This is a genomic window from Ruegeria sp. CH10, assembly GCF_056537125.1.
The window spans coordinates 196,560-220,170 of sequence record NZ_JBQFQY010000006.1; the positions used below are offsets into that span (position 1 = coordinate 196,560).

Below are 23,611 nucleotides of genomic sequence, written 5' to 3' on the forward strand. Positions count from 1 at the left end.
TGGAGGCAGATTTATACAGAGCCTGCCCGGATTGAAAAGACCCATTTATGGGCGAGCCGATCTTTGTGGGCTGATTTTCCGCGCTTTGTTGATCCAGCCTACCGCGCGGCTAGATTGAGCGTAATGAAAACGGCATTGATCATAGGCGCATCCGGGGGAATCGGGCACGCGGTTTCCGCGCGGTTAAGGGCGCAAACGGTAGAGGTGACCTCTCTGTCGCGATCCACAGACGGGTTTGACCTGACCGACCCGGACGGTGTTGATCGTGCGCTGGCGGCGCTGCCCGGCCCGTTCGATCTGATCTTTGTGGCCTCAGGCGCGCTTGAGATCAACGACGCCGCCCCCGAAAAGACCATTCGAACGGTGTCGGCGCAGGCGATGATGGATCAGTTCGCCCTGAACGCCGTGGGTCCGGCCCTGATCCTGAAGCATGCGTCGCGCCTGTTGCCACGGGATCAAAGGTCCGTGGTTACGGTCCTGTCGGCGCGGGTCGGGTCAATCGGGGACAATCGGCTGGGGGGCTGGATCAGCTACCGGGCCGCAAAAGCTGCGGTGAATCAGATCGTCCACACCACGGCGATTGAGCTGGCACGGACGCATAAACAGGCCATCTGCGCGGCGCTGCATCCGGGGACGGTTGCGACGGATTTCACCCGCAAATACCTTGGCCGTCACCCTGCGGTGGCGCCAGATGAGGCTGCCGGGAACCTGCTGACTGTCGTCGATCAGCTGACCCCGCAGGATACCGGAGGGTTTTTCGACTGGGCAGGTAAACCGGTGCCCTGGTAATGCCGGGCGTTTAACCGTCTGAGGTCGTGGTCTCAGACGGCGTGGCCTCGGGTGTCGCTTCGGGCTCAGTTTCCGAGGGTTCAGCAAGCGCGCCGTTTTCCCAAACGCCGGTTTCCTCTTCGCCATTGGCATAGCGCATGGTGCCGGTGCCCTGACGTTTGGCGTCAACAAAACTGCCTTCGTAGACGTCGCCGCTTGGGTAGGTTGCGATTCCGGTGCCGGTGATTTTGCCATCGGTCCACTGGCCGGAATAGCTGAAGCCGTTTGCCATGATGATCTCGCCTTGACCCTGACGCTTGCCTGCCTGGAAATCGCCGGAATAGACGGTGCCGTCAGGATAAGTGGCCATGCCTTTGCCCTGGCGCAGCCCGTCCACCCAATCGCCGTCATAGCTGTAGCCGTCAGCCGAGGTCAGAATACCCTTGCCGTGGTTTTTGGCGTTTCGGAACTGCCCCCGGTAGATGGTGCCGTTGGGATAGGTCGAAACACCCTCACCATCAATGACGCCGGCAATCCAGTCGCCTTCATAGGTTGAGCCATCAGTATAGGTGATGCGGCCCTTGCCTTCGGCGAGATCGGCCTTGAAATCGCCCACATAGATGGAACCGTCAGGGTAAATCACCTCGCCCAGACCTTCGATCAGGCCGTTGGTCCACTGACCGGTGTAAACATAGCCATCCGTGCCGGTATAGGTGCCCTGACCATGCCGCAGGTCGTCGACATAGTCGCCCTCGTAAACATCGCCATTGGCATAGGTGACCTTACCGATGCCCTGACGGCGGGCATCGACCAGCGTGCCTTCGTAGACATCTCCGTTCAGGTATGCCAGGCGCCCGGTACCGGTGATGCGATCCTCGGTCCAGTCGCCGGTATAGGTCATCCCGTCGGCAAGTGTCAGGCTGCCCTGACCGTGGCGTTGCCCGTCGCTCACGTCGCCCTCATAGACGCCGCCTTCGGCATAGGTGATCTTGCCGGTGCCCTGTTTGTTGCCGTCGACCCAGTCGCCCTCATAGCTATAGCCGCTGGGGTCGGTCATCACGCCTTTGCCGTGATACCGGGCATTCAGGAACCCGCCTTCATAGCGCGCGCCATTGGAGTAGATCGCAAGCCCCGTGCCGTTGATCGTACCGTTGGCCCATTCCCCCTCATAGCTGCCGCCATCGGCATAAATGATCTTGCCGCGCCCTTCGGGCTGGCCTTTGGCAAACATCCCCTCATAGACCGAGCCATTCACATAGCGGGCGATGCCGGTGCCCTGAATTTCGCCCTCGGCCCATTCGCCGGTGTATTCAAAGCCGTTGGGCAATCGATAGGTGCCGGTCCCGTGCCGCAGGCCATTGACGAATGTGCCTTCGTAAACGCCGCCGACCTCATCGTCCTTGGTGATCACCTGACCGTCTTGCGCGGCGACTGAGGCGGCGATCAACGCCAGCGTTGATGCGGAAATAAATGTTCGAAAAGTCTTCATAATCGTTCCTGCCTGCCAGGTCCTTAAACTTTTGGGCAAAACTAAGGTACCAGCGGGGACAGGGCAACGGGTTTTGCTGCATTTGCCTTTCACTCGCGCAATGATCTGCTAAATGGCAGTAAGACTGACGAGGGCAAGAGGGCAGCATGGCCGACCGTTTCCGTATCACTCTGGCGCAACTCAACCCCACGGTTGGGGACATCGCAGGCAATGCGGCCAAGGCATTGGCCGCGTGGGGACAGGCGCGCGAGGCCGGGGCCGATCTGGTGGCGTTCCCTGAAATGTTCATCACCGGCTACAATACGCAGGATCTGGTGATGAAACCCGCCTTTCACCGGGCGGCGATGGCTGCTGTGCAGGATCTTGCCGAACAATGTGCCGATGGCCCAGCCGTGGCAATTGGTGGCCCATGGGCCGAAGAGGGGTCTCTGTTCAACGCCTATCTGATCCTCAAAGGCGGGCGGATCAGCAGCAAGTCCCTCAAACACCACCTGCCCAACGAAACGGTTTTTGATGAGGTGCGCCTTTATGATGCGGGGCCTCTGGGCGGGCCCTATTCTGTGGGCAATACCCGCATTGGCAGCCCGATCTGCGAAGACAGCTGGCACCCGGATGTGGCGGAAACGCTTGAGGAAACCGGGGCCGAGTTTTTGCTGGTGCCCAATGGCTCGCCGTATTTTCGCAACAAGTACGATGTGCGCTTGAACCACATGGTGGCACGCGTGGTCGAAACCGGCCTGCCGCTGATTTACCTCAACATGGTCGGCGGTCAGGACGATCAGGTTTTTGACGGTGCCACATTCGGTCTGAACCCGGGCGGAGAGATGGCGTTCCGGATGCCGGTCTTTGATGAGGCCGTGACGCATATCGATCTCGAACGCGAGGATGCGGGCTGGCGCATCGTGCCTGCCGAGATCGTGCCGCAGCCGGATGAGTGGGAGCAGGATTATCGCGCCATGGTCCAGTCCCTGCGCGATTACATGGGCAAAACGGGGTTCAAAAAGGCGGTGTTGGGTCTGTCGGGCGGGGTGGACTCGGCCCTTGTCGCGACAATTGCCGTTGATGCGATCGGCGCGGAAAATGTGCGCTGCGTGATGCTGCCATCGGAATATACCAGCCAGGGCTCGCTGGACGATGCCGAGGCGGTCGCGCAGGCGCTGGGCGTTCATTATGACTACGTGCCGATCTCGGACAGTCGAGCGGCCGTGACCGAAACCCTGGCCCCCTTGTTTGCGGGACGAAATGCCGATCTGACCGAAGAAAACATCCAGTCCCGCCTGCGCGGGCTATTGCTGATGGCGATCTCGAACAAGTTTGGCGAGATGCTGCTGACCACGGGCAACAAATCCGAAGTGGCCGTAGGTTACGCCACGATCTATGGCGATATGAATGGCGGCTATAACCCGATCAAGGATCTGTACAAAACGCGGGTGTTTGAAACCTGCCGATGGCGCAACGCCAATCACCGCGACTGGATGATGGGCCCCGCGGGCGAGGTGATCCGCCCGTCCGTGATCGACAAACCCCCCAGCGCCGAACTGCGCGAAGATCAGAAGGACAGCGACAGCCTGCCCGACTATCCGGTTCTGGATGCCATTCTGGACATTCTGGTCGATCAGGACGGGTCAATCGAAGAGTGTGTGGCCGCAGGTTTTGATCGCGAGGACGCGCTGCGGGTCCAGCATTTGGTATTTATCAGCGAATATAAGCGCTTTCAGTCCGCACCGGGGACGCGCCTGACCAGCCGCGCCTTTTGGCTGGATCGCAGGTACCCGATTGTGAATCGCTGGCGGGATCAGGGGTAAGCTAAAGACGTCTGGCATCTGGGCATGCTTCGTGAAAATGGAAACTGTGCGCCAATATTGAGCTCATAGTTTCCAAATTCGATCTAATATTCTGATTTTTCTGGCGATCACGACAGGGATCACTTGAAATTGAGACATTTTCTTGCCACATTTTAGCTTGATTAACGCCCCATATGGGGCAGCGTGGCCCAAGTTCATTTTTGAATGGTGACACGCTTTCGTGTGAAATGTCTGAGTTAACGATTTGGTGTTATTATGCATGAGGGATATGACAAACCTCTTCACCCGCCTCTAAGGTACAAGGCCATGGAATCCGAAGGACGGGTTCTGGACGAAGCCAAGCTGGATTCGGCAATTGCGGATCTGCTGCGCGAGGAAGAGCCCGAAGACCCCGAGTCGGTAGCCGAAGCTGCGAAAAGCCGCTCTCCGTTCCCGGACCTGCCCCAGCAATCCGAGATGGATCAAGAGGCGCAGGCAAGAGAGTCGGGCCTCTCTGCGACCCTGCGTCAGAAATGGGCAGAGCTGAGCGGCGCGGCCTGAACCAAACAGGTTTTCCGATGTGGAAGGCGCGAGGATTTCGCGCCTTTTGGCATGTCTGCCACAAGCTTTGAAAATCATTCTATCTGCGACACAAGACCTGTTGCCTGATCCGCCGCTTCGCGCCTTCATGGCGGTCCAAGACATGACGTAAGAGCGGTTGATGCCCGGACCCAAACCCACACCTGTTGAGCCCGATTTGCACCTGCCCAAAGCCGTGGATGTTGTTGTCATTGGCGGCGGTATCATTGGCGCGTCAACGGCGTTGGAACTGGCCGAGCGTGGGGCCTCGGTTCTGTTGTGCGAAAAGGGTCAGATCGCGGCTGAGCAGAGCTCTCGGAATTGGGGGTGGGTGCGTTTGGGGATGCGCGATCCACGGGAAATCCCGCTGATGCTTGAGGCGCTGCACCTGTGGCAGGGGCTGGATCAACGCATTGGGCGCAAGACCGACTATACCCGCGCGGGCATTCTCTTCGGAGCTTCGGGTAAACGGAGTCGGGGCCAATTGGAGCGGTGGCTACGCCATGTGGATGGCCTGCAAACTGGCGCCAAGCTGGTTTGGGGCGCTGAACTGGGCGCTATGCTGCCGGGGCATCAAGGCGATTTTGACTGCGCGCTATATATGCCGCAGGACGGGCGCGCGGAACCTCAATGGGCCGCCCCGGCCATTGCCGAAGCTGCGCGGGATCGCGGTGCCGTGCTGATGACCAATTGTGCCGTGCGCAGTGTCGATATGGGAAATAGCCGCGTTGCGGGCGTGTTTACTGAGAGGGGCCGTGTCGCCTGTGACTTTGTGGTGCTGGCCGGGGGCGCATGGTCGCGCCTTTTTGCCGGGAACGCAGGCATTGACCTGCCGCAGTTGAAAGTGCTCAACACCGTGCTGCGTACATCCCCTGTGGACGGACCGGAAACGGCCCTGTGGTCTGACGATTTCGCGATCCGCAAGCGCGCGGACGGCGGATACACCATCGCGTCAGGGCATGAAAACACGGTAGATATTGTGCCGGACAGTTTCCGCCTTGCGCGCCAATTCTTGCCCGCTTTTGCGCAGGAATGGCGATCCCTGCGGTTCCGGCTGTCAAAACGCTGGAGTGTCGAGGCGCAACAAGACAGGACATGGCTGCCGACCGACGTCACGCCATTCGAACACTGCCGCGTGTTGGACCCCGAGCCCTCGGCCAAAGCCCTGCGGCAAGCCTGGGCGGCGGCGCGCAAAGGGTTCCCCGCGCTCGAACAGACAGAGCTTGTACAAAGCTGGGCTGGGATGATCGATGTGACGCCGGATGCTGTGCCGGTGATCTCCGGCGTGGATCACATGCCGGGGATGTTCATCGCCACCGGGTTCTCGGGCCACGGGTTTGGCATAGGCCCCGCAGCGGGACGGCTGATGGCCGATTTGGTTGCCGACACCCCGCCGTGTGTTGATCCGGCCGCCTTTCGCCTGTCCCGATTCACGGATGGCTCAAAGGTGCGGCCGGACCCTGGATATTAGAGCGTTTCGGGTTTTACCTGAATCATTCTGCGACACGAATGTCCCGAGAACGCCGCAGGCGTGGCAGGGTATTCGTGTCTCAAGTAAAACCCGAAACGTTTTGGGGCTTAGCCCATCATCTGATAGCTGACCGGTACAAAGCGGAAGCCATCGCCGCGGGTTTCAACGTAACCCGCCGCCGGGAAGGGCATGTGATAGCCGATCATCGGTACCTTGTCGGCCGCCAGCATGCCCAGCACGTCACGACGCGATTGCGTGGCGGCGGCTTTGTCCATGTCAAAGCGGACCTCCCATTCGGGATGCGCGAAGGACCAGACATAGTGGTTGGCCAGATCAGCGGTCAGAACCAGACGCTGACCATTGCTTTCCAAATGATAGACCGTGTGACCCGGTGTATGACCATAAGCAGCCACTGCGGTAATGCCCGACGCGACCTCTCCGCCATCGCCGAGGAAGGTCATTTTCTCAGCCTGAGGCGTGACCTTTGCGGCAACCAGATCACCGACGCGGTTGCCGGCATCCTGAGCGGCCCAGAAATCATATTCCGGCGAAGCGGTCACGAAGCGCGCGTTGGCAAATGTTGGCGCTTCGTTTGTGGTCATGCCGCCGATATGGTCCGGGTGCATATGGGTCAGGACCACGACATCGATCTGGTCCGGCGTCACTCCGGCATCTTTCAGTGCGGCCTGAATGCCACCCTGGCCCAGACCGGTGTCAAACAGAACCAGTTCCGATCCGGTGTTGACCAGTGTGGGCGTAAAGAAGAACTGTGCCTTGTCGGCGGGGATGAAATTCTCGGCCGAGACTTTTGCGAATTCCTCGTCTGTCGCGCCGCCGCCAAAAATCTCCTGCGCGTCGTCGCGCGGCAAGCTGCCGTCCAACAGGGTGGTTACGGTGAAGTCGCCCAACTGAAAGGATTTGGCGATTGTCGAATTGGCCTTGGTCTCGGTTCCGGCGGCCAGAAGCGGTGTTGCGGCTGATGCAAATGGCAAAGCCGCCGCTGCACCCAGTGCAGCCCGGCGAGTAAGTTTTACGGACATTTTAAATCTCCCTGTGTGTGCCAGCACGAAGAAGATAGGTTGAAGATGTCAATTTGCCACCTGACGTTGCCGTGAACGGGCCTTTGGCTGGACAAAACGCCGATCCTGTGACAAGAGCCGCGCCAACAGGAGACACCTATGACAACCACCCGTTTCGCCCCGTCGCCCACCGGTTACATCCATGTGGGCAACCTGCGCACCGCCCTGATGAACTATCTGATCGCCCGCAAGGCTGGCGGCACGTTCATCCTGCGCATCGACGACACTGACCCCGAGCGGTCGAAGGAAGAATATGTCGACGCGATCAAGCAGGATCTGGAGTGGCTGGGCCTGCATTGGGACCGGGTCGAACGTCAGTCCGAGCGTTTGGACCGCTATGCTGAGGCCGCCGACAAGCTGCGTGAGATGGGTCGGTTTTACGAGGCGTTCGAGACGCCGACCGAACTGGACCTGAAGCGCAAGAAGCAGCTGAACATGGGCAAGCCGCCGGTCTATGACCGCGCCGCGCTGAACCTGTCTGAGGCTGAAAAAGAAGCCCTGCGCGCGGAACGCGGGAACGGCGTGTGGCGCTTCAAGCTGGACCATGAGCGGATCGAGTGGAATGACGGTATTCTGGGCGACATCTCGATCGATGCGGCGTCGGTGTCCGATCCGGTGCTGATCCGGGGTGATGGTCAGGTTCTTTACACGATTGCATCCGTGGTCGACGACACCGAGATGGGTGTGACGGACGTGGTGCGCGGTTCGGACCATGTGACCAACACTGCGACGCAGATTCAGATCATTCAGGCGCTGGGTGGAGCCTGCCCGCGCTTTGCCCACCATTCGTTGTTGACCGGTCCGCAGGGTGAGGCGCTGTCGAAACGTCTGGGTACGCTGGCCCTGCGCGATCTGCGCGAACAGGGCGTGCAGCCGATGGCTCTGTTAAGCCTGATGGCGCGTTTGGGGTCGTCTGATCCGGTCGAACTGCGCTCGGACATGGCTGAGTTGATTGACGGGTTTGACATTGGCCGTTTCGGCGCGGCGCCGACCAAATTCGACGTGCAAGACCTGTTTCCGCTGACTGCAAAGCACCTGCAGTCCTTGCCACTGGCCGATGTTGCCAATGCCGTCGCAGACGCTGGTGTTCCCTCTGACTTAGCCGAGCCTTTCTGGGCCATGGCGCGTGAGAACATCACCACCCTGGCTGATCTGAAGGGCTGGTGGGAGCTGTGCCGCGATGGGGCTGAGCCGCTGATCGATGATGAGGATCAGGAATTTATCGCCGAGGCGGTGGCGCTGCTGCCCGAAGGCCCGTTTGACGGCGAGACCTGGGGGGTATGGACCAAAGCTGTGAAAGAGGCCACAGGCCGTAAGGGCAAGGGTCTGTTCATGCCGCTGCGCAAGGCGCTGACGGGGATGGAGCGGGGGCCGGAGATGGCGGCGCTACTGCCTTTGCTTCAGGTTATCCGCGCGCGCGGGTAAGGGAACGCGCCTGTGCGGCGCGTGCCTTCGGCAACCGTATTTGGAACGAGAAGAAGGGCCGGTGGTTTTGACCTCGGTCCTTTTTTACAGGGCATGGACGAGGTTTGCCGAAAGGTTTTGCAGGCGGGCGTCCACGAACGCAGTTTCGTGCGGTTTCAGCTGCTGGTGGCGCGGGTAGCGGGGCTCGGATCGGTCGTTCAGGATCGGTGCGTCCCACCCGTCGGTCGTAGCGAAGAAGCGGTGGGCGCCATCTTTGCCAAAAGCCCGCAGGTATCCCTGTACGACCACGTCGATATAGCTGAGCAGCAACGGATGGCGGTTGGTCGGGTCCGTATGGCGGCCCTGCGGGACGGAGTAGACGGCGATTTCCACATTGTGGGTGAGGGGATGCGTTACCGATTGGGTGGCGGGAACGCGGTCATAGGCCCATTCGCGTTCGTCCAGCGCGGCCCAGTCGTTTTTGGGCACATGCGCGATCATGCCCTCGATCTGGGAGTCCGGGTCCGGGATTGCGGTCAGGAAGGCAACGGGGCGCAGATCGGTATGCCGCCAGGCGCGCCGCCAGCCTTTTAACTTTGCCGGGTGCGGATCGGGGAAGTCGTGGGTCGACAGGTTCACGAGGCTGCCATAGCCAAAGAAATAAGGGTCTGCCACCGGCCGTGTGTCCTTTTGAAAGCGATTGATGTATGTCAAACCGCTTTTTTCGCGGACATGCAATAAGGTCTCACGTTGAAGTCAGGGAGGCCATGATGCGGATTACCAAACGGACGAATATTGCAGTACGCTTGTTGATGTATTGTGCGGCGCACCAGGACAGGTTGGTGACAAAGGCCGAGATTGCGGATGTGTGCAACATCTCTGAAAACCATCTGGCACAGGTGATCAACCAGCTTAGCCAGCTCGATTTCCTGAGCACACAGCGGGGTCGCAACGGCGGAATGCAACTGGCGCGACCGGCAGAGGACATTCGGATCGGGTCGGTGTTTCGCCATATTGAGGGCAACCTGCCAATTGCCGAGTGTTTTGCCGATGCTGACAACACCTGCCCGCTGACGGATGCCTGTCGTCTGCGTCTGGCGCTGCGGGACGCGGCTGAAGTGTTTTATGCCTCGCTGGATGAGATCACGCTGGATGCGCTGGTTTGCGACAACGACCGGCTGCTGCAAATCCTGCAACCGGTCGCCTGCGTGCGCTGATCCTATTCGATGGCGCGCAGAACCCGTGCCGGTCGCGCCGCCAGAGGGCGCAGCGCAAAGGCAAGGCCCGCAGCCAATGTGACAAGGATACCTGCCGCAACGATAACGAGGGCCGAGTTCCAGATGACCGAGAAGCTGGTGTCGAAAATATAGGTGGCGACGGCCCACCCGCCCAGAATACCTGCAAACAGGGCCACGCCTCCGGCAGCGGCGCCCAGCAGGATTGAACGCAAGGCAAAGCTGACCAGGATACGTTTGCGATCAGCACCCAGCGTTTTCAGGATTGCGGATTCGTAGCGGCGGGCGCTTTCACCCGCAGCGGCGGCTCCGATCAGAACCAGAAAGCCAGTCAGCAGGGAAATCCCTGCCCCGTAAGAGGTTGCCGCGGCCAGTCCGGCCAACAGGCCCGAGACGCGATCTATCGCGTCGCGCACGCGGATTGCAGTGATATTGGGATATTGCCCAGCCAGATCGCGCAGGATGGCGGCCTCGGCCTGTTCCTCGGCATAGACGGTGGCGATGAAACTGTGAGGGGCACCGGCCAGGGCTGATGGGTTCATCGACATGATAAATCCGATGCCTGCGGTCGAGAAATCGACCTCGCGGAAGGATGTGATTTCGGCGGTGATGTCGCGGCCCAGAATGTTCACGGTCAAAACGTCGCCAAGGCTCAGGCCCATTTCCTGAGCCTCTTCAGCGGCAAAGCTGATTTGCGGAGGACCGGCATAGTCTTCGGCCCACCACGTTCCATCCATGACGCGTGCGTTCTGAGGTGGATTGGCCGAGTATGTCACCCCTCGATCCCCGTCCAGAACCCAATGATCCCCGGCAATGTCGCGGGCAGGTTGCCCGTTAATCTGCGTGATGATCCCACGCAGCATCGGGGCGCTTTCGATGCGGCTGACGGCGGGGTCCGAGTCTAGCCGTTCACTAAAACCGGGCATCTGGTCTTTCTGGATATCGACAAAGAAATACGAGGGCGCCACGTCAGGCAGATTGCCTGAGATGGCATTGCGCAACGTACCGTCGATCTGGCCCACGGCGGCAAGAACCGAAAGGCCCAGCCCAAGTGACAGGACGACTGACGCGGCACCTTCGCGCGGGTCGGAAATGGCGGACAGGGCCAATCGCAGGGCGGGGCGGCCTCGGGCCGGGGTGGTGCTGACACGGGCCAGTTTGCGAATTGCGAAGGCGGCGAGTGTCAAAAGCATCAGTGCGCCGACCAACCCGGCAGCGGTCCAGAGGGTCAGGCGCATCGATCCGCTGAACCAGGCGGCTGAGGCGATCAACAGGACCAGGCCGAGGCCGGTGGCCACTACGTAATTTGCGCGCGGGACGGCCCGGGCCGAGGACAGCGCGTCGCGAAACAGAGTGGCGGCGCGGACCTCTTCGGTTCGGGCCAGAGGCCAGAGGGTAAAGAGGAAAGCGGTCAGTGCGCCGTATAGTGCGGCCTCGGCCAAGGGGCGGGGATAGAGGGTAAAGACGGCCGGAACAGGAAGGCGCGCTTCGATCAGCGGGGCCAGCAGCAAGGGCAGGATAGCGCCAAGGGCAAGCCCCAGCAGGATACCGATTCCCGACAAAATCCCGATCTGGATCATGTAAGTCTGGAAAATCGTCGCGCGGTCTGCGCCCAGCGTGCGCAGGATGGCTATGGTCTCGGTCTTTTGGGCCAGATAGGCGCGGACGGCGGCGGATACACCTATGCCCCCGACAGCCAGACCGGACAGGCCGACCAGCACCAGAAAAGCGCTGAGCCGGGCAACGAACTCGGTAATTCCGGGCGCGCCGTTTCGGGCGTCGGTCCAGCGCATTCCGGTGCCTTTGAAGCTGTCTCGTGCGGTGGTGGAGAGCGAGGCCAGATCGGCCTCAGGGGGCAGGTCCAGCCGGTACTTTGTGGAAAACAGCGTGCCGGGGGCCAGAAGACCCGATTGCCGCAAATCTTCGGTTCTAACCAATGTGCGGGGACCCAGACCAAAGCCATCAGCAGCCCCGTCGGGTTCATGGATCAGGGCAGCGGTCAGGATAAACTCTTGCGTTCCGAGCGCGAACCGATCCCCGACGGACAGGCCCAGACGGTCGATCAGAACCGGGTCCATCACCGCCCCCGGTAAACCCTGATGGCCATCCAGTGCAACGGGCAGAGGTTGCTCGGGCTCAAGCTTTGGGGTGCCCAGCAACGGATAGGCCGCATCGACGGCTTTCACCTGCGTCAGCGCGCGCTGGGTGTCGTCGCCTTGCCGCACTACGGCCATTGATCGGAAATCGACCACCTCGGACAGGTGCGTCGCGGTTTGTTGCATCCAGTCCCACTCGTCCTCGGTGGCAAAGCGGTAGGTGAATTCCAGTTGCGCGTCGCCGCCCAGCAAGGCTGCCCCTTCCTGCGTCAACCCGGTCTGGATCGCGGACCGGACCGAGCCGATGGCCGCAATGGCTGCGACCCCTAGGGTAAGGCAGGCCAAAAACACGCGAAACCCGCGCAGGCCGCCCCGTAATTCGCGGCGGGCCAGGCGCCCGGCAAGGCGCAGGCTCATTCGGCGGCCTCGTGTCGGGTGTCCTCTGCTATTGTGCCATCTCGCAACCTGACCACCCGGTCGCATCTGCGGGCAAGACTGTGGCTGTGCGTGACCAGAACCAGCGTTGCGCCGTGCCTGTCGCGCAGATTGAACAACAGATCGACAATGGCCGCGCCAGTGGTTTCATCCAGATTGCCCGTCGGCTCATCCGCCAGCAGGATTTGCGGGCGCGGGGCCGAAGCGCGGGCCAGGGCCACCCGCTGCTGTTCGCCCCCCGACAATTGCGCCGGGTAGTGGTCGCGGCGATGCGACAGGCCCACGGCGTCCAGCTCGGCCTGTGCACGGGTGAACGCATCTTTGTGCCCGGCCAGTTCCAGCGGCGTGGCCACGTTTTCAAGCGCGGTCATGGTGGGGATCAGGTGGAAATTCTGAAACACCACCCCCATTGCATCGCGGCGGAACCGGGCGAGTGCGTCCTCGCCCATCGCGGTCAGGTCATGATCAAGCGCGGTGATCTGCCCAGAGGTTGCCTGTTCCAGCCCGCCCATCAGCATCAGCAATGAGGATTTGCCGGACCCCGATGGCCCCACCAGACCCAGCGTTTCACCTTTTGCCACTGAAAGTGAGATATCCTGCAGGATATTCACCCGCCCGGCATTGCCATCCAGCGACAAAGCGGCATTTTTAAGCGAAAGAACGGGTGGTGTCATGCGGATTTCCAAATGGCAGCGGTCATTTTGGATATGGAGCGGTTCAGATGTTGCGCAAGGTTTTGATGTCGATGCTGTTTGCGTGCTGCGGCTTTGTGGCCACAGCCGAACAGGTGGTGATTGCTGCCCTAGGGGATTCGCTGACCCAAGGCTATGGGCTGCCGGAACAGGACGGGTTTGTCCCTCAGCTGGATCGGTGGTTGCAGGCGCAGGGTGCGGATGTGCGTCTGATCAATGCAGGCGTGTCCGGGGACACGACGGCAGGGGGTGCTGCCCGCGTAGACTGGACCCTGACCCCGGAGGTGGATGGGATGATCGTGGCGCTGGGCGGGAACGACCTGCTGCGCGGCATTGATCCGGCCGTCTCGCGCGAGAATCTTGAGGCGATTGTGCAGGCGGCGGAGGCGGCGGATGTCGATCTGCTGTTGATCGGGATGCAGGCGCCGGGGAATTACGGTGCCGAGTACAAACAGGCGTTCGATGCGATCTACCCGGAGCTGGCGCAAACCTATGGCGCGGGGTATGCGCCCAGCTTTTTCACCGGGCTGACTGCAGACGGCGACCCGGACGCCGCCCGGCGGTTTATGCAACCGGACGGCATACATCCCAATGCCCAGGGTGTTGCCCTGATTGTGGAAAACCTCGGGCCTTATGTTCTGGAGCTTGTGAACGCCGCCCGCCCGTGATCAGACGACAGTAACGACGGTTCCGATCGGCACGCGCTCATACAGGTCGATCACATGGGCGTTTATCATGCGGATACACCCGTTCGAGGCCGCATGTCCGATGGTCTGAGGCTGCGTCGTGCCGTGAATACGGAAATACGTGTCGACGCCGTTCTGGAACAGATACAGCGCCCGCGCGCCCAGCGGGTTGTCGCTGCCACCGGGTTGGACATAGTCATTGTCCTTGAACCGGGCATAGGTTTTGGGTTCACGCTCGATCATCTCATCCGTGGGGCGCCATGTTGGCCACTCTTTCTTGACGTCGATTGTGGCAGTGCCCGTGAATTCCAACCCTGCCTTGCCGACGCCGCAGCCATAGCGGATCGCCTTGCGCGGCTCGGTCACGAAATACAGATAAAAGGATCGCGGCGCGACCAGCAGCTGACCGGGCTGAAATTCCTTTTTGATGCGCACGAATTGCGGGGTCGGATCATATTCGACCGCTTTTTTGGCGCTGGCTATACCGGGCAGCATACAGGCAGCCGTTCCGGCCACAAAAGCGCGGCGAGTAAACATATCGCGTCCCTTCCAAAAACCAATGAACTCTTGACTATAGTTTCGAAATGATAGCCGATTTGGTCAATCGTTGGGAATACATAACAAAAACGTGATGTATTTCATGGGTCACACCGGCCAACCTGCCGCGCGACCGTCCGGGACAGGGTGAGGGCAGACCCTCACCCTGATTGATACTTAGGCCAGCTCGATATTGTCGGCGCTTTCGCGACCGTCACGACCGGCGCGCAGCTCATATGTGACTTTCTGGTTGTCGGCCAGACCAGTCAGGCCCGAGCGCTCGACAGCCGAGATGTGGACAAAGATGTCTTTGCCGCCATCTTCGGGCGCGATAAAGCCATAGCCTTTGGTGGTGTTGAACCATTTAACGGTGCCTGCGGGCATATCCGTTGTCTCCTGTTTGGTGCTGCCCACGGGGATGCGGCAGCCTGGCGTCGTAGTCTGGATCGAGTGACTGAGCGCCGTAGAAGGAGACAGTGGGTCGAAATAGAAAAACGTTAGCCCTTTGGATATGGCATTGGGATGGGTGTGTGGCAAGGGTGGAGTTTGGTTTTGAGTGCCCTTCGGCTAGTAACGATCCTAAATGTAGTCGTTGTAAAATCGTCCTTTTGACGAAGCGGACAGAAATGCTTCGTAGACGTGCTCAGAAACGCCGTAGTAGTCATACCTGCCACTTTCCCGAAACCATATGGAAAGCGGGCCAACACACCATTCGATTTGTCTGATTGCGTGTGAGTTAATGTAAGGCATGAATGAGGCTACGCTCCGACAAGTCAAAAGGGCCGGCGCAACACCGGCCCTTTTCGCGCTATGCGTGCTGGATCAACTTCCAAGTAACCGCCTTGCCGGCATACGGTGGCATGACGTTGTTTTTGGCAATTGGTGCAGTGGTGGATGGAGATCCAACCACTTTCCAGACTCCGCTTTCAGGGCATTTTTGCCCAGTGCGTGCAGTTGTGCCGATGGGAGCACGGGCCCGTGTTTGCGAAAACATTTTTCACGTTCCTTACTAGTTTCGTTTTAGCAAGGACGCGATTGAACACCACATTCGAGGCACGCCCTCACTGCCTTCAAGCCTGACTCGTTTGAAGTTACCTGTCAACAATATTTTGGGTCATCGATCATCGAAGCAACTATTTGAAGTAGTTGCCCATACGGTTATACACATCTCTCCTTAAAGTTATCCACAAAAAAACCCTCGCCGTAGCGAGGGTCTTTCGTTCAAGACACAGCGTGCCTCGAATGTGGTGTGGACAATATTTGACTCAGAAGAGCTCTGTATTCAAGAGTCAAAAATGTCACAATGTGTGTTTATCCACAAGATATTGTGACTACTGTATGATCTGACACAAAAAGTAACTCTTTAAATGGAGTCGCTAGTGCGGTTCAGTGGCACTGTGCCGACTTTATCCACAGGCCCTCGAAGTTGAAGGGGTGCTGCGGGTGAAACCCGGCTTTTCTTAGTGTGCACTTTCTGTCACCGCGCGAACTTCTTATGCTTCAACCGCTTGGGTTTCCGCGCATCCGGTCCAAGGTGGCGCATTTTGTCCTCTTCGTATCCTCGAACCATTCCACATGCGCATCTCCCTCGAACGCCAGTATATGCGTTCATATCTGCTGCCCCCTTTTTCGTGCTGCCCACGGAGAGGAGGTAGATTGGTGTCATAGTTTGGATCGATAGACTGAGCGCCGATGACGGAGACAGGGGGTCGAATTAGAAAAACGTGTGCCCTTTTGATGTGGTGCCGAACTGATGCCCAGGAAAGGTTGTTTTTCGGACATATGTCTGACTTTGCAGGGCGTTCAGTTCAATTTTTGCCGTGCCGGGCGCTACTGCGCATCAGGTGGCGCAAACGCCAAAGGGTGAAAGTGTGTTTCCACGAAGACTGAAAACAGTCTGGCAGTTTGGCGATAACTTCGTCGATGGGATCATATACCTTATCCGCCGCTTGCCGCAGGGCGTCGGGAATATCCTTGGCCGTCCGTTCCTGGCGCGGAGGCAATTCAAACGGAAGTCGAGTGAACTGAGAGATTTCGTCCTGATGATCCCAAAGCGCCTCGTAGCGGACACACAAAACGGGAATCCGCGTAAATCGCGACCATTCCCAGATTTGTCGCGCCTGTTGAAGAACATCCTCTTCAAAGAGGTCTTCATACGTCCCGGTGGCATGCAAATTATAGAAATGCTGGGTGATCCAGTCATCGCCATATCGCTCTTTGGCGGAATAGACCGAAAGTGCCGAGTCCTTTGCAGAGCCAAAGCAGAATACGACTCGGGTGTCTTTTGGCCATGATCTAAGCGTCTGGGGAAAATCGTGTGTCTTGTAGACAGCCGGTGTATTGAACGAGGCGTCAGAAATACGGGCGATGAAATCGGCAGAGCCGGCGGCTTTGGGGTGGTTTTCCCTCAAAGCCTTGGCCAGTGCCAGAAAGGTGATGGTGCTGCCCGAACGCCCGTTGCTGGCGACAAAGACACAGACAGGGCGGTTTCGCCATGCCTCGCGCTCTGCCTGCCAGTCCTCGTATCGCTGTTTCAGACTGTGTATCTTACGCTTGAGCTTTCGTCTCACCGCGCAAACTTCTTGTGTTTGAGGCGTTTGGGTTCCAATGCATCCGGTCCCAGACGGCGCTTTTTGTCCTCTTCGTAATCCTCGAAGTTGCCCTCGAACCACTCCACATGCGCATCCCCTTCAAACGCCAGAATATGTGTACAAATCCGGTCGAGGAAGAAGCGGTCGTGTGAGATGACCACGGCGCAGCCGGCGAAATCGACCAGCGCGTCTTCCAGCGCGCGCAGGGTTTCAACGTCCAGATCGTTGGTCGGTTCGTCCAGCAGCAGGACATTGCCGCCCTCTTTCAGCAGGCGGGCCATGTGGACGCGGTTGCGCTCACCACCTGACAGCAACGAGACCTTTTTCTGCTGGTCGCCGCCCTTGAAGTTGAAGGAAGAGCAATAGGCGCGGGAATTGACCTGCGCGTCGCCCAGCTGGATGATCTCGGCGCCGCCGGTGATCGCCTCCCACACGGTGTCGTTGTCTTTCAGGTCGTCGCGGGACTGGTCGACATATGACAGTTCAACCGTATCGCCCAGTGTGATGGTGCCGCTGTCGGGTTGTTCCTGACCGGTGAGCATCTTGAACAGCGTCGATTTACCGGCGCCGTTGGGGCCGATGACGCCGACGATGCCGCCGGGGGGCAGGGCGAAATCCAGACCTTCGATCAGTTGCTTGTCGCCCATGTGTTTCGACAGGCCCTCGACCTCGATCACCTTGCCGCCGAGGCGCTGGCCGTTGGGGATGACGATCTGGGCGCGGGTCAGCTTTTCGCGTTCGGACTGTTCGGCCAGCTCGTTATAGGCGTTGATTCGGGCCTTGGATTTGGCCTGACGGGCCTTTTGACCCTGACGCATCCATTCCAGTTCGCGCTGCAGGGTCTTCTGCTTGGACTTGTCCTCGCGTGCTTCCTGTTCCAGCCGTTTGGCCTTTTGTTCCAGCCATGCGGAATAGTTGCCCTCGTAAGGAATGCCGCGGCCGCGGTCGAGTTCGAGGATCCAGCCGGTGATGTCATCCAGGAAATAGCGGTCGTGGGTGACGATCAGGATGGTGCCCTTGTAGTCGATCAGGTGCTGTTGCAGCCAGGCGATGGTTTCGGCGTCCAGGTGGTTGGTCGGTTCGTCGAGCAGCAGCATGTCCGGCGCTTCGAGCAGCAGCTTGCAGAGCGCGACGCGGCGTTTCTCACCGCCTGAGAGGTTGGCGATGTTGGCATCGTCCGGCGGGCAGCGCAGGGCCTCCATGCTGACGTCGATCTGGCTGTCGAGATCCCAGAGGTTTTCCGCGTCGATTGCGTCCTGCAGGGTGGTCATCTCTTCCATCAACTCGTCCGAGTAATTCTCGGCGATCTCCATGGCGATCTCGTTGAACCGATCAACCTTGGCCTTCTTCCCGGCCACGCCCAGCATGACGTTCTCGCGCACCGACAGCGATTCATCCAGCTGCGGTTCCTGCGGCAGATAGCCGACCTTGGCGCCCTCAGCCGCCCATGCCTCACCCGTGAAATCAGTGTCGAGGCCCGCCATGATCTTCATCAACGTCGATTTACCCGCGCCGTTGACGCCGACAACACCGATTTTCACGCCGGGCAGAAAGCTCAGGTGGATGTTTTCAAAGCACTTCTTGCCACCGGGATAGGTCTTTGAGACACCCTGCATGTGGTAGACATATTGATAGGCGGCCATGTCGCGTCCTCTGGGTCGGGGAAATTGGGTTGAAACGCTTGATATCCAAGCACGGCGGGCGGGGCAAGCTAGTGGTTTCGTGATTTTTGGCCGGTCATTGGCCGGGTTATAATCGGCACCGGTTGAGAGGCGTATGAAATGTCAGAACTTGCAGAATTGATTGCTGGATGGTCGAAACCCGGTCGTGTGGAACGGATTGGCCTGCGTTCAGCCCGGCGCGAAGATATTGTTGCTGTGAATGACGCTATAATCTCTCCTGACGGCCTCGAAGGTGATCGCAGCCGTAAGGGCAAGCGGGCGGTGACGCTGATCCAGCAGGAACACTTGGCGGCGATTGGGTCTTATCTCGGGCAGGGACCTGTTGCGCCTGAAGTCTTGCGGCGCAACTTGGTCGTGTCGGGAATCAATCTGGCGGCGCTCAAAGGACGCGAGGTGCAGGTGGGCGAGGCCATTTTGCGGTTTACCGTGATTTGCGCGCCGTGCAGCCGAATGGAGGAGGCGTTTGGCACGGGTGGCTATTCTGCCGTGCGCGGTCATGGCGGGTGGTGTGCCGAAGTGGTGCGACCGGGGCGGGTGCGCATCGGTGACCCCGTGCAACCCGTTGATTGACAAGCGACCGTAGTTCTGAGCAACAGCAAGGGATGGAGCGCTTCGCCATACCATATGCACGGCCCGGGCAGGTCATCGGGCTGTTCGGGGGGTCTTTTGACCCGCCGCATCGCGGGCATGTGCATGTCACGCGCGAGGCCACGAAGGCGTTCGGGCTGGACCGGGTGTGGTGGCTGGTTTCTCCGGGCAATCCATTGAAAGAACGCGGGCCGGCGCCTTTGCAGCAACGGGTCGCAGCCGCTCGGGACGTGATGCAACACCCGCGTGTTGAGGTTACGGGGCTTGAGGCGCTGACCGGGACGCGGGCGACGGCGGACACATTGGCGGCGTTGCAAGAGCTCTATCCGCAGGTGAAGTTTGTCTGGCTGATGGGGGCGGACAATCTGGCGCAGTTTCACCGTTGGAAAAACTGGCGGTGGATTATAGAGAACGTGCCCGTGGGCGTTGTGGCGCGACCGGGGGACCGGATCTCGGCGCGTATGTCGCCTGCGGCGCGTTTATACGCGCGCTACAGGATCGATGGTCAGGCACGGCATTTGCTGGGGCGGGCGCAGGCCCCGGCGTGGTGTTTTGTCAATGTGCCGATGGTCGATGTCAGTTCAACTCAACTTCGCAATCGCGGCATCTGGACCAACGGAGTGTTGCCGGAATAGCCCCCTTGCGCGCATACTCGGGATCAAAGGTTGTGTGCCTGTGATCTGTGAGATTTTATTTGATCCATGATTGATCGTTTTTCTCGTCGCGCTTTTCTGGTTGGGTTGGGGGCCTCGGTGATTTCCGGTTCGGCCCTGGCCGATGCGCCGGTTCAGTCCCTGCGGCCCCAGTTGCGCGGGGATGTGCCCAGCGGGGCAGAGCGGCTGATACAGTCGGCGCGGCTGCGCGGCGAGGTCGCCTTTGCCGTGGCCGATGTGGAAACAGGGGTACAGCTGGAAGAATTCGGCGGTGATCAGGGCCTGCCCCCTGCAAGTGTCGCCAAGGCGCTGACCGCGCTTTACGCGTTGGACGTTCTGGGCGCTGATTACCGGTTTGAAACCACGCTGATGGCGGACGGGCCAATTGAGAACGGTGTTTTGAAGGGGGATTTGATCCTTGTGGGGGGTGGTGATCCTCTGCTGGACACCGATGATCTGGCCACAATGGCAGCCAACCTGCGCGAGGCCGGGATCACCGAGGTGCGCGGGGCGTTCAAGGTTTACGACGGCGCGCTGCCCTATGTCTTTAGCATCGATCCCGGGCAGCCGGATCACTTGGGATACAGCCCGGCGATCAGCGGCATTTCACTGAACTTCAACCGGGTCCATTTTGAATGGAAGCGCGCAGGGTCCGATTACTCGGTCACGATGGATGCGCGCACGGCCCGTTACACGCCCGCCGTGGATATGGCATCAATGCGTGTCGAAAAGCGGAACCTGCCCATCTATACCTATCAACCCAGCGCCCGGCAGGATCGCTGGACCGTCGCAAGGGGTGCGTTGGGCAATGGTGGGGCGCGTTGGTTGCCGGTGCGCAAGCCCGCGCTGTATGCGGGCGACGTTTTCCGCACTCTGGCCCGGTCGAACGGGATTGTTCTGGGGCGGGTCCAGATTACAAGCGCGACTCCGAAGGGAACCGTACTGGTCGTACATCAGAGCGATCCGCTTGAGAGTATCTTGCGCGGCATGCTGAAATTTTCGACCAATATCACGGCGGAAATGGTTGGCATGACCGCTTCGCGGGCGCGCGGGTCCGATATCCAAAGCCTCGCTGAGTCAGCGGCGGAAATGAACCGTTGGGCTGCTGAAACCTTTGGCGTGGACGGCATCAAAATGGTGGATCATTCCGGTCTGGGGGATGCGTCGCGCGTGGCACCCACAGACCTGGTGACGGTGCTGGTTGAGACCCGAAAAGATGGTGCATTGCGGGCTTTGCTTAAGAAATTCAACCTGCTGGACAGTCAGGGGCGACCCGTTCGGGATCATCCCATCCGGGTCGAAGCTAAGACCGGAACATTGAACTTTGTATCAGGTCTGGGTGGGTTCATGACCGCGCCCGACGGGTCAGAACTGGCCTTTGCGATCTTTACTGCAGATGTTGCGCATCGCGCGACTATCCCGCGTGCGCTGCGCGAACGCCCGGACGGCTCGCGCAGTTGGAACAACCGGTCCCGCAAACTCCAGCGCGCGTTGATCGAGCGTTGGGGGTCATTGTCAGGCAGTTAAGCTCAGGTGGTGTGACGGGCGCGGGCGCCACGTTCGATCGCGGCGGCGTGCAGTCGGTCGATATTCAGCTCATACCGGATTTCGCCCAGCAGGCGCAGTTCGCTTTCCGCCAGCGATCCGTCCGCCGCAGCCACGTCACAGGCCAACGCATAGGCGGTTTCGTTCAGACGCTCGGGCAGGTTGTCGCGGATCAGGCCGAACAGGGCATCCAGGCCGTCCTCTTGTTCAAACAGGTCGAACACGATCTGCGAGACTCGGCGGGTCCGGTCGGCATCATATTCGGCAAAGACCGGCAGCATGTTGACCGCGCCTTCGATCTTAACCAACTCAGCCGTGCGGATGGTTTCATCCGACGCAGAGATTGCAACCATGATCGCAACAAGGCAATCCTGAGGGGACATCGGGTGGGGTACTTGTTCGGTCATGGGGTCGTCCTGAATGGTCTTTTCTGCGCTCGCACGATAGGAGGGCTGGCGCGCAGGTTCAACGGAATTTGCCGGATTGGATCACAGAATGGGCAGCGGACCGCGTGTTTTGGTCTGACGCAGAACGAAATTGCTGCGGGTATCGCGCACCAGCCCTGACTTCAGCAGCCGCTGCATGATGAAATGCTCAAGGTCTTCGGGCGTCTTGGCATAGACCTTGAGGATAAAGTCATGGTCCCCGGTGATTGAGGCGCATTCAACGATCTGAGGTTCGGTTTCGATCAGTCGCAGGAAAGATGTGATGCTGTCCTCTTGATGGTCACGCAGGGCGACATGGACATAGGCTATGGCGTTCAGCCCCACGGATTTGGCCCGCACCTGCGCGGTGTAGCCCGAAACGATACCGGATGCCTCAAGATCCCGAACGCGCCGCCAACATTGCGAAGAGGACAGGCCGGTGCGATCAGCCAGCTCTTGCATCGACAGGCGTCCATCCAATTGCAGTTGTTGCAGGATGGAGATGTCGGCAGTTTGAAGCGTTTGTTTCACAAAAGATGTTCCATCGATATGCATTTGCCAATTTAGCTTGAAATGCCAGGCAATCCAAACAAATATATCAGATCGCGCGGCTATACTACTCTTCAAGAGGAGTATGTGATGCCAAAATCGACCAAGTATGCCGCCAAGGTTGCGGATGCGCGCGGCCACATTGCCTATACGGCTGAAGAAGATGCCGTCTGGGCCGATCTTTATGCCGCGCAAGAAAACAACATTCACCGATATATGGCGCGTGACTATCTTGAGGGGTTGCAACGTCTGGACTTGCCAAAAAACCGCGTTCCGTCCTGCGCAGTCATCTCGGAACGCCTTTTGGACATGACCGGCTGGCGGGTTCAGCCCGTGCCTGCGCTGATTGGCTTCAAAACCTTCTTTGGAATGCTGGCTGACCGCGTGTTTCCCGCCGCGTCCTTCATCCGCTCGCGCGAGGATTTCGACTATATCGAAGAGCCGGACATCTTTCACGAAATCTTCGGCCACACGCCTTTGCTGAGCGATCCGCGCTTTGCGGCCTTCAGCCATGCCATCGGCAAGGCGGGGGTACAGGCGGACGATAAGGATTATGCATGGCTGATCCGGCTATATTGGTTCTCGATCGAGTTTGGCCTGCGCCGACAGGACGGGCAGATCAAGGCGCTGGGCTCGGGGCTTGCGTCCTCACCGACCGAGTTGATTTATGCGGTTGAGAGCGAGGTGCCCGACCGTGATCCGTTTGATGTGATGACCATCCTGCGGACCCCGTACCGGATCGACATGCACCAGATGGGCTATTTCGTGCTAAACTCGCCCGAGGAACTGTTTGCCGCCGCCGAACGCGATTTGCTGGCGGATGTGCGTCAGGCGCAGTCACTGGGTTTGCTGCCCAACAAGTTCCCACCAAAAGCAACCGCAGCGGAGTAAACGGAAAATGACCACATCAGGACAAACCTGCAGCCTGTCGGATCGAACCTGTGTGCCTTGTTCCGGCGGCATCCCCGCGCTGACGCGGGATGAGGCAAACACCCACATGGGGGAATTGTCATCCAACTGGACGCTGGACGCAGATGCCAAAGAGCTGCACCGCCACTACACGTTCAAGGGGTTCGCCAAGGCCACATATCTGGCCAATCTCTGCGCATGGTTGGCCGATCAAGAGGGGCATCACCCGGATATCAGCTTTGGTTGGGGCTATGTGGATGTCAGGCTGACCACCCATGAAATCGGCGGGCTGAGCGAGAATGACTTTATCTGGGCCGCCAAACTGGACCGATTGACCGCGTAATTCGGCCCTATCATCAGGAAAAACCCCAAGGTTTATTGACTCATGCTGCAGCGGCACAATAGGAGGGGCCG

At 59.4% G+C, this 23,611-nt stretch carries 24 protein-coding genes; 12 read left to right on the forward strand and 12 right to left on the reverse strand.

Features of this window, described 5'->3' with window-relative positions:
* Positions 1 to 123: 123 nt before the first annotated feature.
* Positions 124 to 789, forward strand: coding sequence for an SDR family NAD(P)-dependent oxidoreductase (locus ACRZ94_RS17455; protein WP_480655339.1), 666 nt, complete (start codon positions 124 to 126; stop codon positions 787 to 789).
* Between the two features lie 10 nt (positions 790 to 799).
* On the opposite strand, the gene ACRZ94_RS17460 is transcribed toward ACRZ94_RS17455, so the two are convergent.
* Entirely contained in the window at positions 800 to 2,257 is a 1,458-nt protein-coding gene (locus tag ACRZ94_RS17460) for an MORN repeat-containing protein (RefSeq protein ID WP_480797933.1), read from the reverse strand.
* Between the two features lie 146 nt (positions 2,258 to 2,403).
* On the opposite strand from ACRZ94_RS17460, the gene ACRZ94_RS17465 reads away from it, so the two are divergent.
* The 3 genes from ACRZ94_RS17465 (at position 2,404) to ACRZ94_RS17475 (ending at position 6,091) form a co-directional block, all read left to right on the forward strand.
* Complete coding sequence (locus ACRZ94_RS17465; protein ID WP_480655335.1) at positions 2,404 to 4,062, forward strand: NAD+ synthase; 1,659 nt, start codon at positions 2,404 to 2,406, stop codon at positions 4,060 to 4,062.
* A gap of 306 nt (positions 4,063 to 4,368) precedes the next feature.
* The gene (locus tag ACRZ94_RS17470; RefSeq protein ID WP_480797934.1) at positions 4,369 to 4,602 is read left to right on the forward strand and encodes a hypothetical protein; all 234 of its coding nucleotides are present in this window, start codon (positions 4,369 to 4,371) and stop codon (positions 4,600 to 4,602) included.
* Positions 4,603 to 4,762: 160 nt separating this feature from the next.
* Positions 4,763 to 6,091, forward strand: a complete 1,329-nt coding sequence (locus ACRZ94_RS17475; protein ID WP_480797935.1) for an NAD(P)/FAD-dependent oxidoreductase — start codon at positions 4,763 to 4,765, stop codon at positions 6,089 to 6,091.
* A 107-nt stretch (positions 6,092 to 6,198) separates the two neighbouring features.
* Here ACRZ94_RS17475 and ACRZ94_RS17480 read toward each other — a convergent pair whose 3' ends face one another.
* Positions 6,199 to 7,131 carry an MBL fold metallo-hydrolase gene (locus ACRZ94_RS17480; RefSeq protein WP_480655330.1) on the reverse strand — a complete coding sequence of 311 codons (933 nt, stop codon included), beginning with the start codon at positions 7,129 to 7,131 and terminating at the stop codon, positions 6,199 to 6,201.
* Positions 7,132 to 7,269: 138 nt separating this feature from the next.
* Between ACRZ94_RS17480 and gltX the strand changes: the two genes are divergently transcribed.
* Positions 7,270 to 8,595, forward strand: coding sequence for a glutamate--tRNA ligase (gltX, locus tag ACRZ94_RS17485; RefSeq protein WP_480797936.1), 1,326 nt, complete (start codon positions 7,270 to 7,272; stop codon positions 8,593 to 8,595).
* Between the two features lie 84 nt (positions 8,596 to 8,679).
* On the opposite strand, the gene ACRZ94_RS17490 is transcribed toward gltX, so the two are convergent.
* On the reverse strand, positions 8,680 to 9,249 hold the full coding sequence (locus ACRZ94_RS17490) for a gamma-glutamylcyclotransferase family protein (protein WP_480655326.1): 570 nt from the start codon (positions 9,247 to 9,249) through the stop codon (positions 8,680 to 8,682).
* 95 nt (positions 9,250 to 9,344) lie between these two features.
* On the opposite strand from ACRZ94_RS17490, the gene ACRZ94_RS17495 reads away from it, so the two are divergent.
* Positions 9,345 to 9,791 carry an RrF2 family transcriptional regulator gene (locus tag ACRZ94_RS17495; RefSeq protein WP_480655324.1) on the forward strand — a complete coding sequence of 149 codons (447 nt, stop codon included), beginning with the start codon at positions 9,345 to 9,347 and terminating at the stop codon, positions 9,789 to 9,791.
* Between the two features lie 2 nt (positions 9,792 to 9,793).
* Here ACRZ94_RS17495 and ACRZ94_RS17500 read toward each other — a convergent pair whose 3' ends face one another.
* Positions 9,794 to 12,322, reverse strand: a complete 2,529-nt coding sequence (locus ACRZ94_RS17500; protein WP_480655322.1) for an ABC transporter permease — start codon at positions 12,320 to 12,322, stop codon at positions 9,794 to 9,796.
* Positions 12,319 to 13,014 (reverse strand): ABC transporter ATP-binding protein, encoded by a 696-nt coding sequence (locus ACRZ94_RS17505; RefSeq protein ID WP_480655320.1) that lies wholly within the window; start codon positions 13,012 to 13,014, stop codon positions 12,319 to 12,321. The genes ACRZ94_RS17500 and ACRZ94_RS17505 overlap by 4 nt, the downstream gene beginning before the upstream one ends.
* 47 nt (positions 13,015 to 13,061) lie before the next feature.
* Between ACRZ94_RS17505 and ACRZ94_RS17510 the strand changes: the two genes are divergently transcribed.
* The gene (locus ACRZ94_RS17510; RefSeq protein ID WP_480797937.1) at positions 13,062 to 13,700 is read left to right on the forward strand and encodes an arylesterase; all 639 of its coding nucleotides are present in this window, start codon (positions 13,062 to 13,064) and stop codon (positions 13,698 to 13,700) included.
* On the opposite strand, the gene ACRZ94_RS17515 is transcribed toward ACRZ94_RS17510, so the two are convergent.
* The 5 genes from ACRZ94_RS17515 to ettA form a co-directional block, all read right to left on the reverse strand.
* Complete coding sequence (locus ACRZ94_RS17515; protein ID WP_480797938.1) at positions 13,701 to 14,255, reverse strand: L,D-transpeptidase; 555 nt, start codon at positions 14,253 to 14,255, stop codon at positions 13,701 to 13,703. It abuts the gene before it with no gap.
* Positions 14,256 to 14,432: 177 nt separating this feature from the next.
* Positions 14,433 to 14,639 carry a cold-shock protein gene (locus ACRZ94_RS17520; RefSeq protein WP_010442474.1) on the reverse strand — a complete coding sequence of 69 codons (207 nt, stop codon included), beginning with the start codon at positions 14,637 to 14,639 and terminating at the stop codon, positions 14,433 to 14,435.
* A 195-nt stretch (positions 14,640 to 14,834) separates the two neighbouring features.
* Positions 14,835 to 15,005 carry a KTSC domain-containing protein gene (locus ACRZ94_RS17525; protein WP_480797939.1) on the reverse strand — a complete coding sequence of 57 codons (171 nt, stop codon included), beginning with the start codon at positions 15,003 to 15,005 and terminating at the stop codon, positions 14,835 to 14,837.
* A gap of 1,058 nt (positions 15,006 to 16,063) precedes the next feature.
* Complete coding sequence (locus ACRZ94_RS17530) at positions 16,064 to 16,825, reverse strand: hypothetical protein (protein WP_480797940.1); 762 nt, start codon at positions 16,823 to 16,825, stop codon at positions 16,064 to 16,066.
* A complete protein-coding gene (gene ettA, locus ACRZ94_RS17535) occupies positions 16,822 to 18,489 on the reverse strand; it encodes an energy-dependent translational throttle protein EttA (RefSeq protein WP_480655306.1) in 1,668 nt (555 codons plus the stop codon). Before ettA ends, ACRZ94_RS17530 begins: the two co-directional genes overlap by 4 nt.
* A gap of 138 nt (positions 18,490 to 18,627) precedes the next feature.
* Between ettA and ACRZ94_RS17540 the strand changes: the two genes are divergently transcribed.
* The 3 genes from ACRZ94_RS17540 (at position 18,628) to dacB (ending at position 21,296) form a co-directional block, all read left to right on the forward strand.
* Positions 18,628 to 19,098, forward strand: a complete 471-nt coding sequence (locus ACRZ94_RS17540) for an MOSC domain-containing protein (protein WP_480655304.1) — start codon at positions 18,628 to 18,630, stop codon at positions 19,096 to 19,098.
* A 32-nt stretch (positions 19,099 to 19,130) separates the two neighbouring features.
* A complete protein-coding gene (locus ACRZ94_RS17545) occupies positions 19,131 to 19,751 on the forward strand; it encodes a nicotinate-nucleotide adenylyltransferase (protein ID WP_480655302.1) in 621 nt (206 codons plus the stop codon).
* Between the two features lie 66 nt (positions 19,752 to 19,817).
* The gene (gene dacB, locus ACRZ94_RS17550; RefSeq protein ID WP_480797941.1) at positions 19,818 to 21,296 is read left to right on the forward strand and encodes a D-alanyl-D-alanine carboxypeptidase/D-alanyl-D-alanine endopeptidase; all 1,479 of its coding nucleotides are present in this window, start codon (positions 19,818 to 19,820) and stop codon (positions 21,294 to 21,296) included.
* A gap of 2 nt (positions 21,297 to 21,298) precedes the next feature.
* Here the strand turns inward: dacB and ACRZ94_RS17555 are convergent, their stop codons facing one another.
* Together ACRZ94_RS17555 and ACRZ94_RS17560 are read right to left on the reverse strand one after the other, a co-directional pair.
* Positions 21,299 to 21,721 (reverse strand): tellurite resistance TerB family protein, encoded by a 423-nt coding sequence (locus ACRZ94_RS17555; RefSeq protein WP_480655299.1) that lies wholly within the window; start codon positions 21,719 to 21,721, stop codon positions 21,299 to 21,301.
* Between the two features lie 81 nt (positions 21,722 to 21,802).
* Positions 21,803 to 22,270 (reverse strand): Lrp/AsnC family transcriptional regulator, encoded by a 468-nt coding sequence (locus ACRZ94_RS17560; RefSeq protein ID WP_480655297.1) that lies wholly within the window; start codon positions 22,268 to 22,270, stop codon positions 21,803 to 21,805.
* Between the two features lie 108 nt (positions 22,271 to 22,378).
* On the opposite strand from ACRZ94_RS17560, the gene phhA reads away from it, so the two are divergent.
* A complete protein-coding gene (gene phhA, locus ACRZ94_RS17565) occupies positions 22,379 to 23,179 on the forward strand; it encodes a phenylalanine 4-monooxygenase (RefSeq protein WP_480655295.1) in 801 nt (266 codons plus the stop codon).
* 7 nt (positions 23,180 to 23,186) lie between these two features.
* The gene (locus tag ACRZ94_RS17570) at positions 23,187 to 23,540 is read left to right on the forward strand and encodes a 4a-hydroxytetrahydrobiopterin dehydratase (RefSeq protein WP_480655294.1); all 354 of its coding nucleotides are present in this window, start codon (positions 23,187 to 23,189) and stop codon (positions 23,538 to 23,540) included.
* Positions 23,541 to 23,611: the final 71 nt, after the last annotated feature.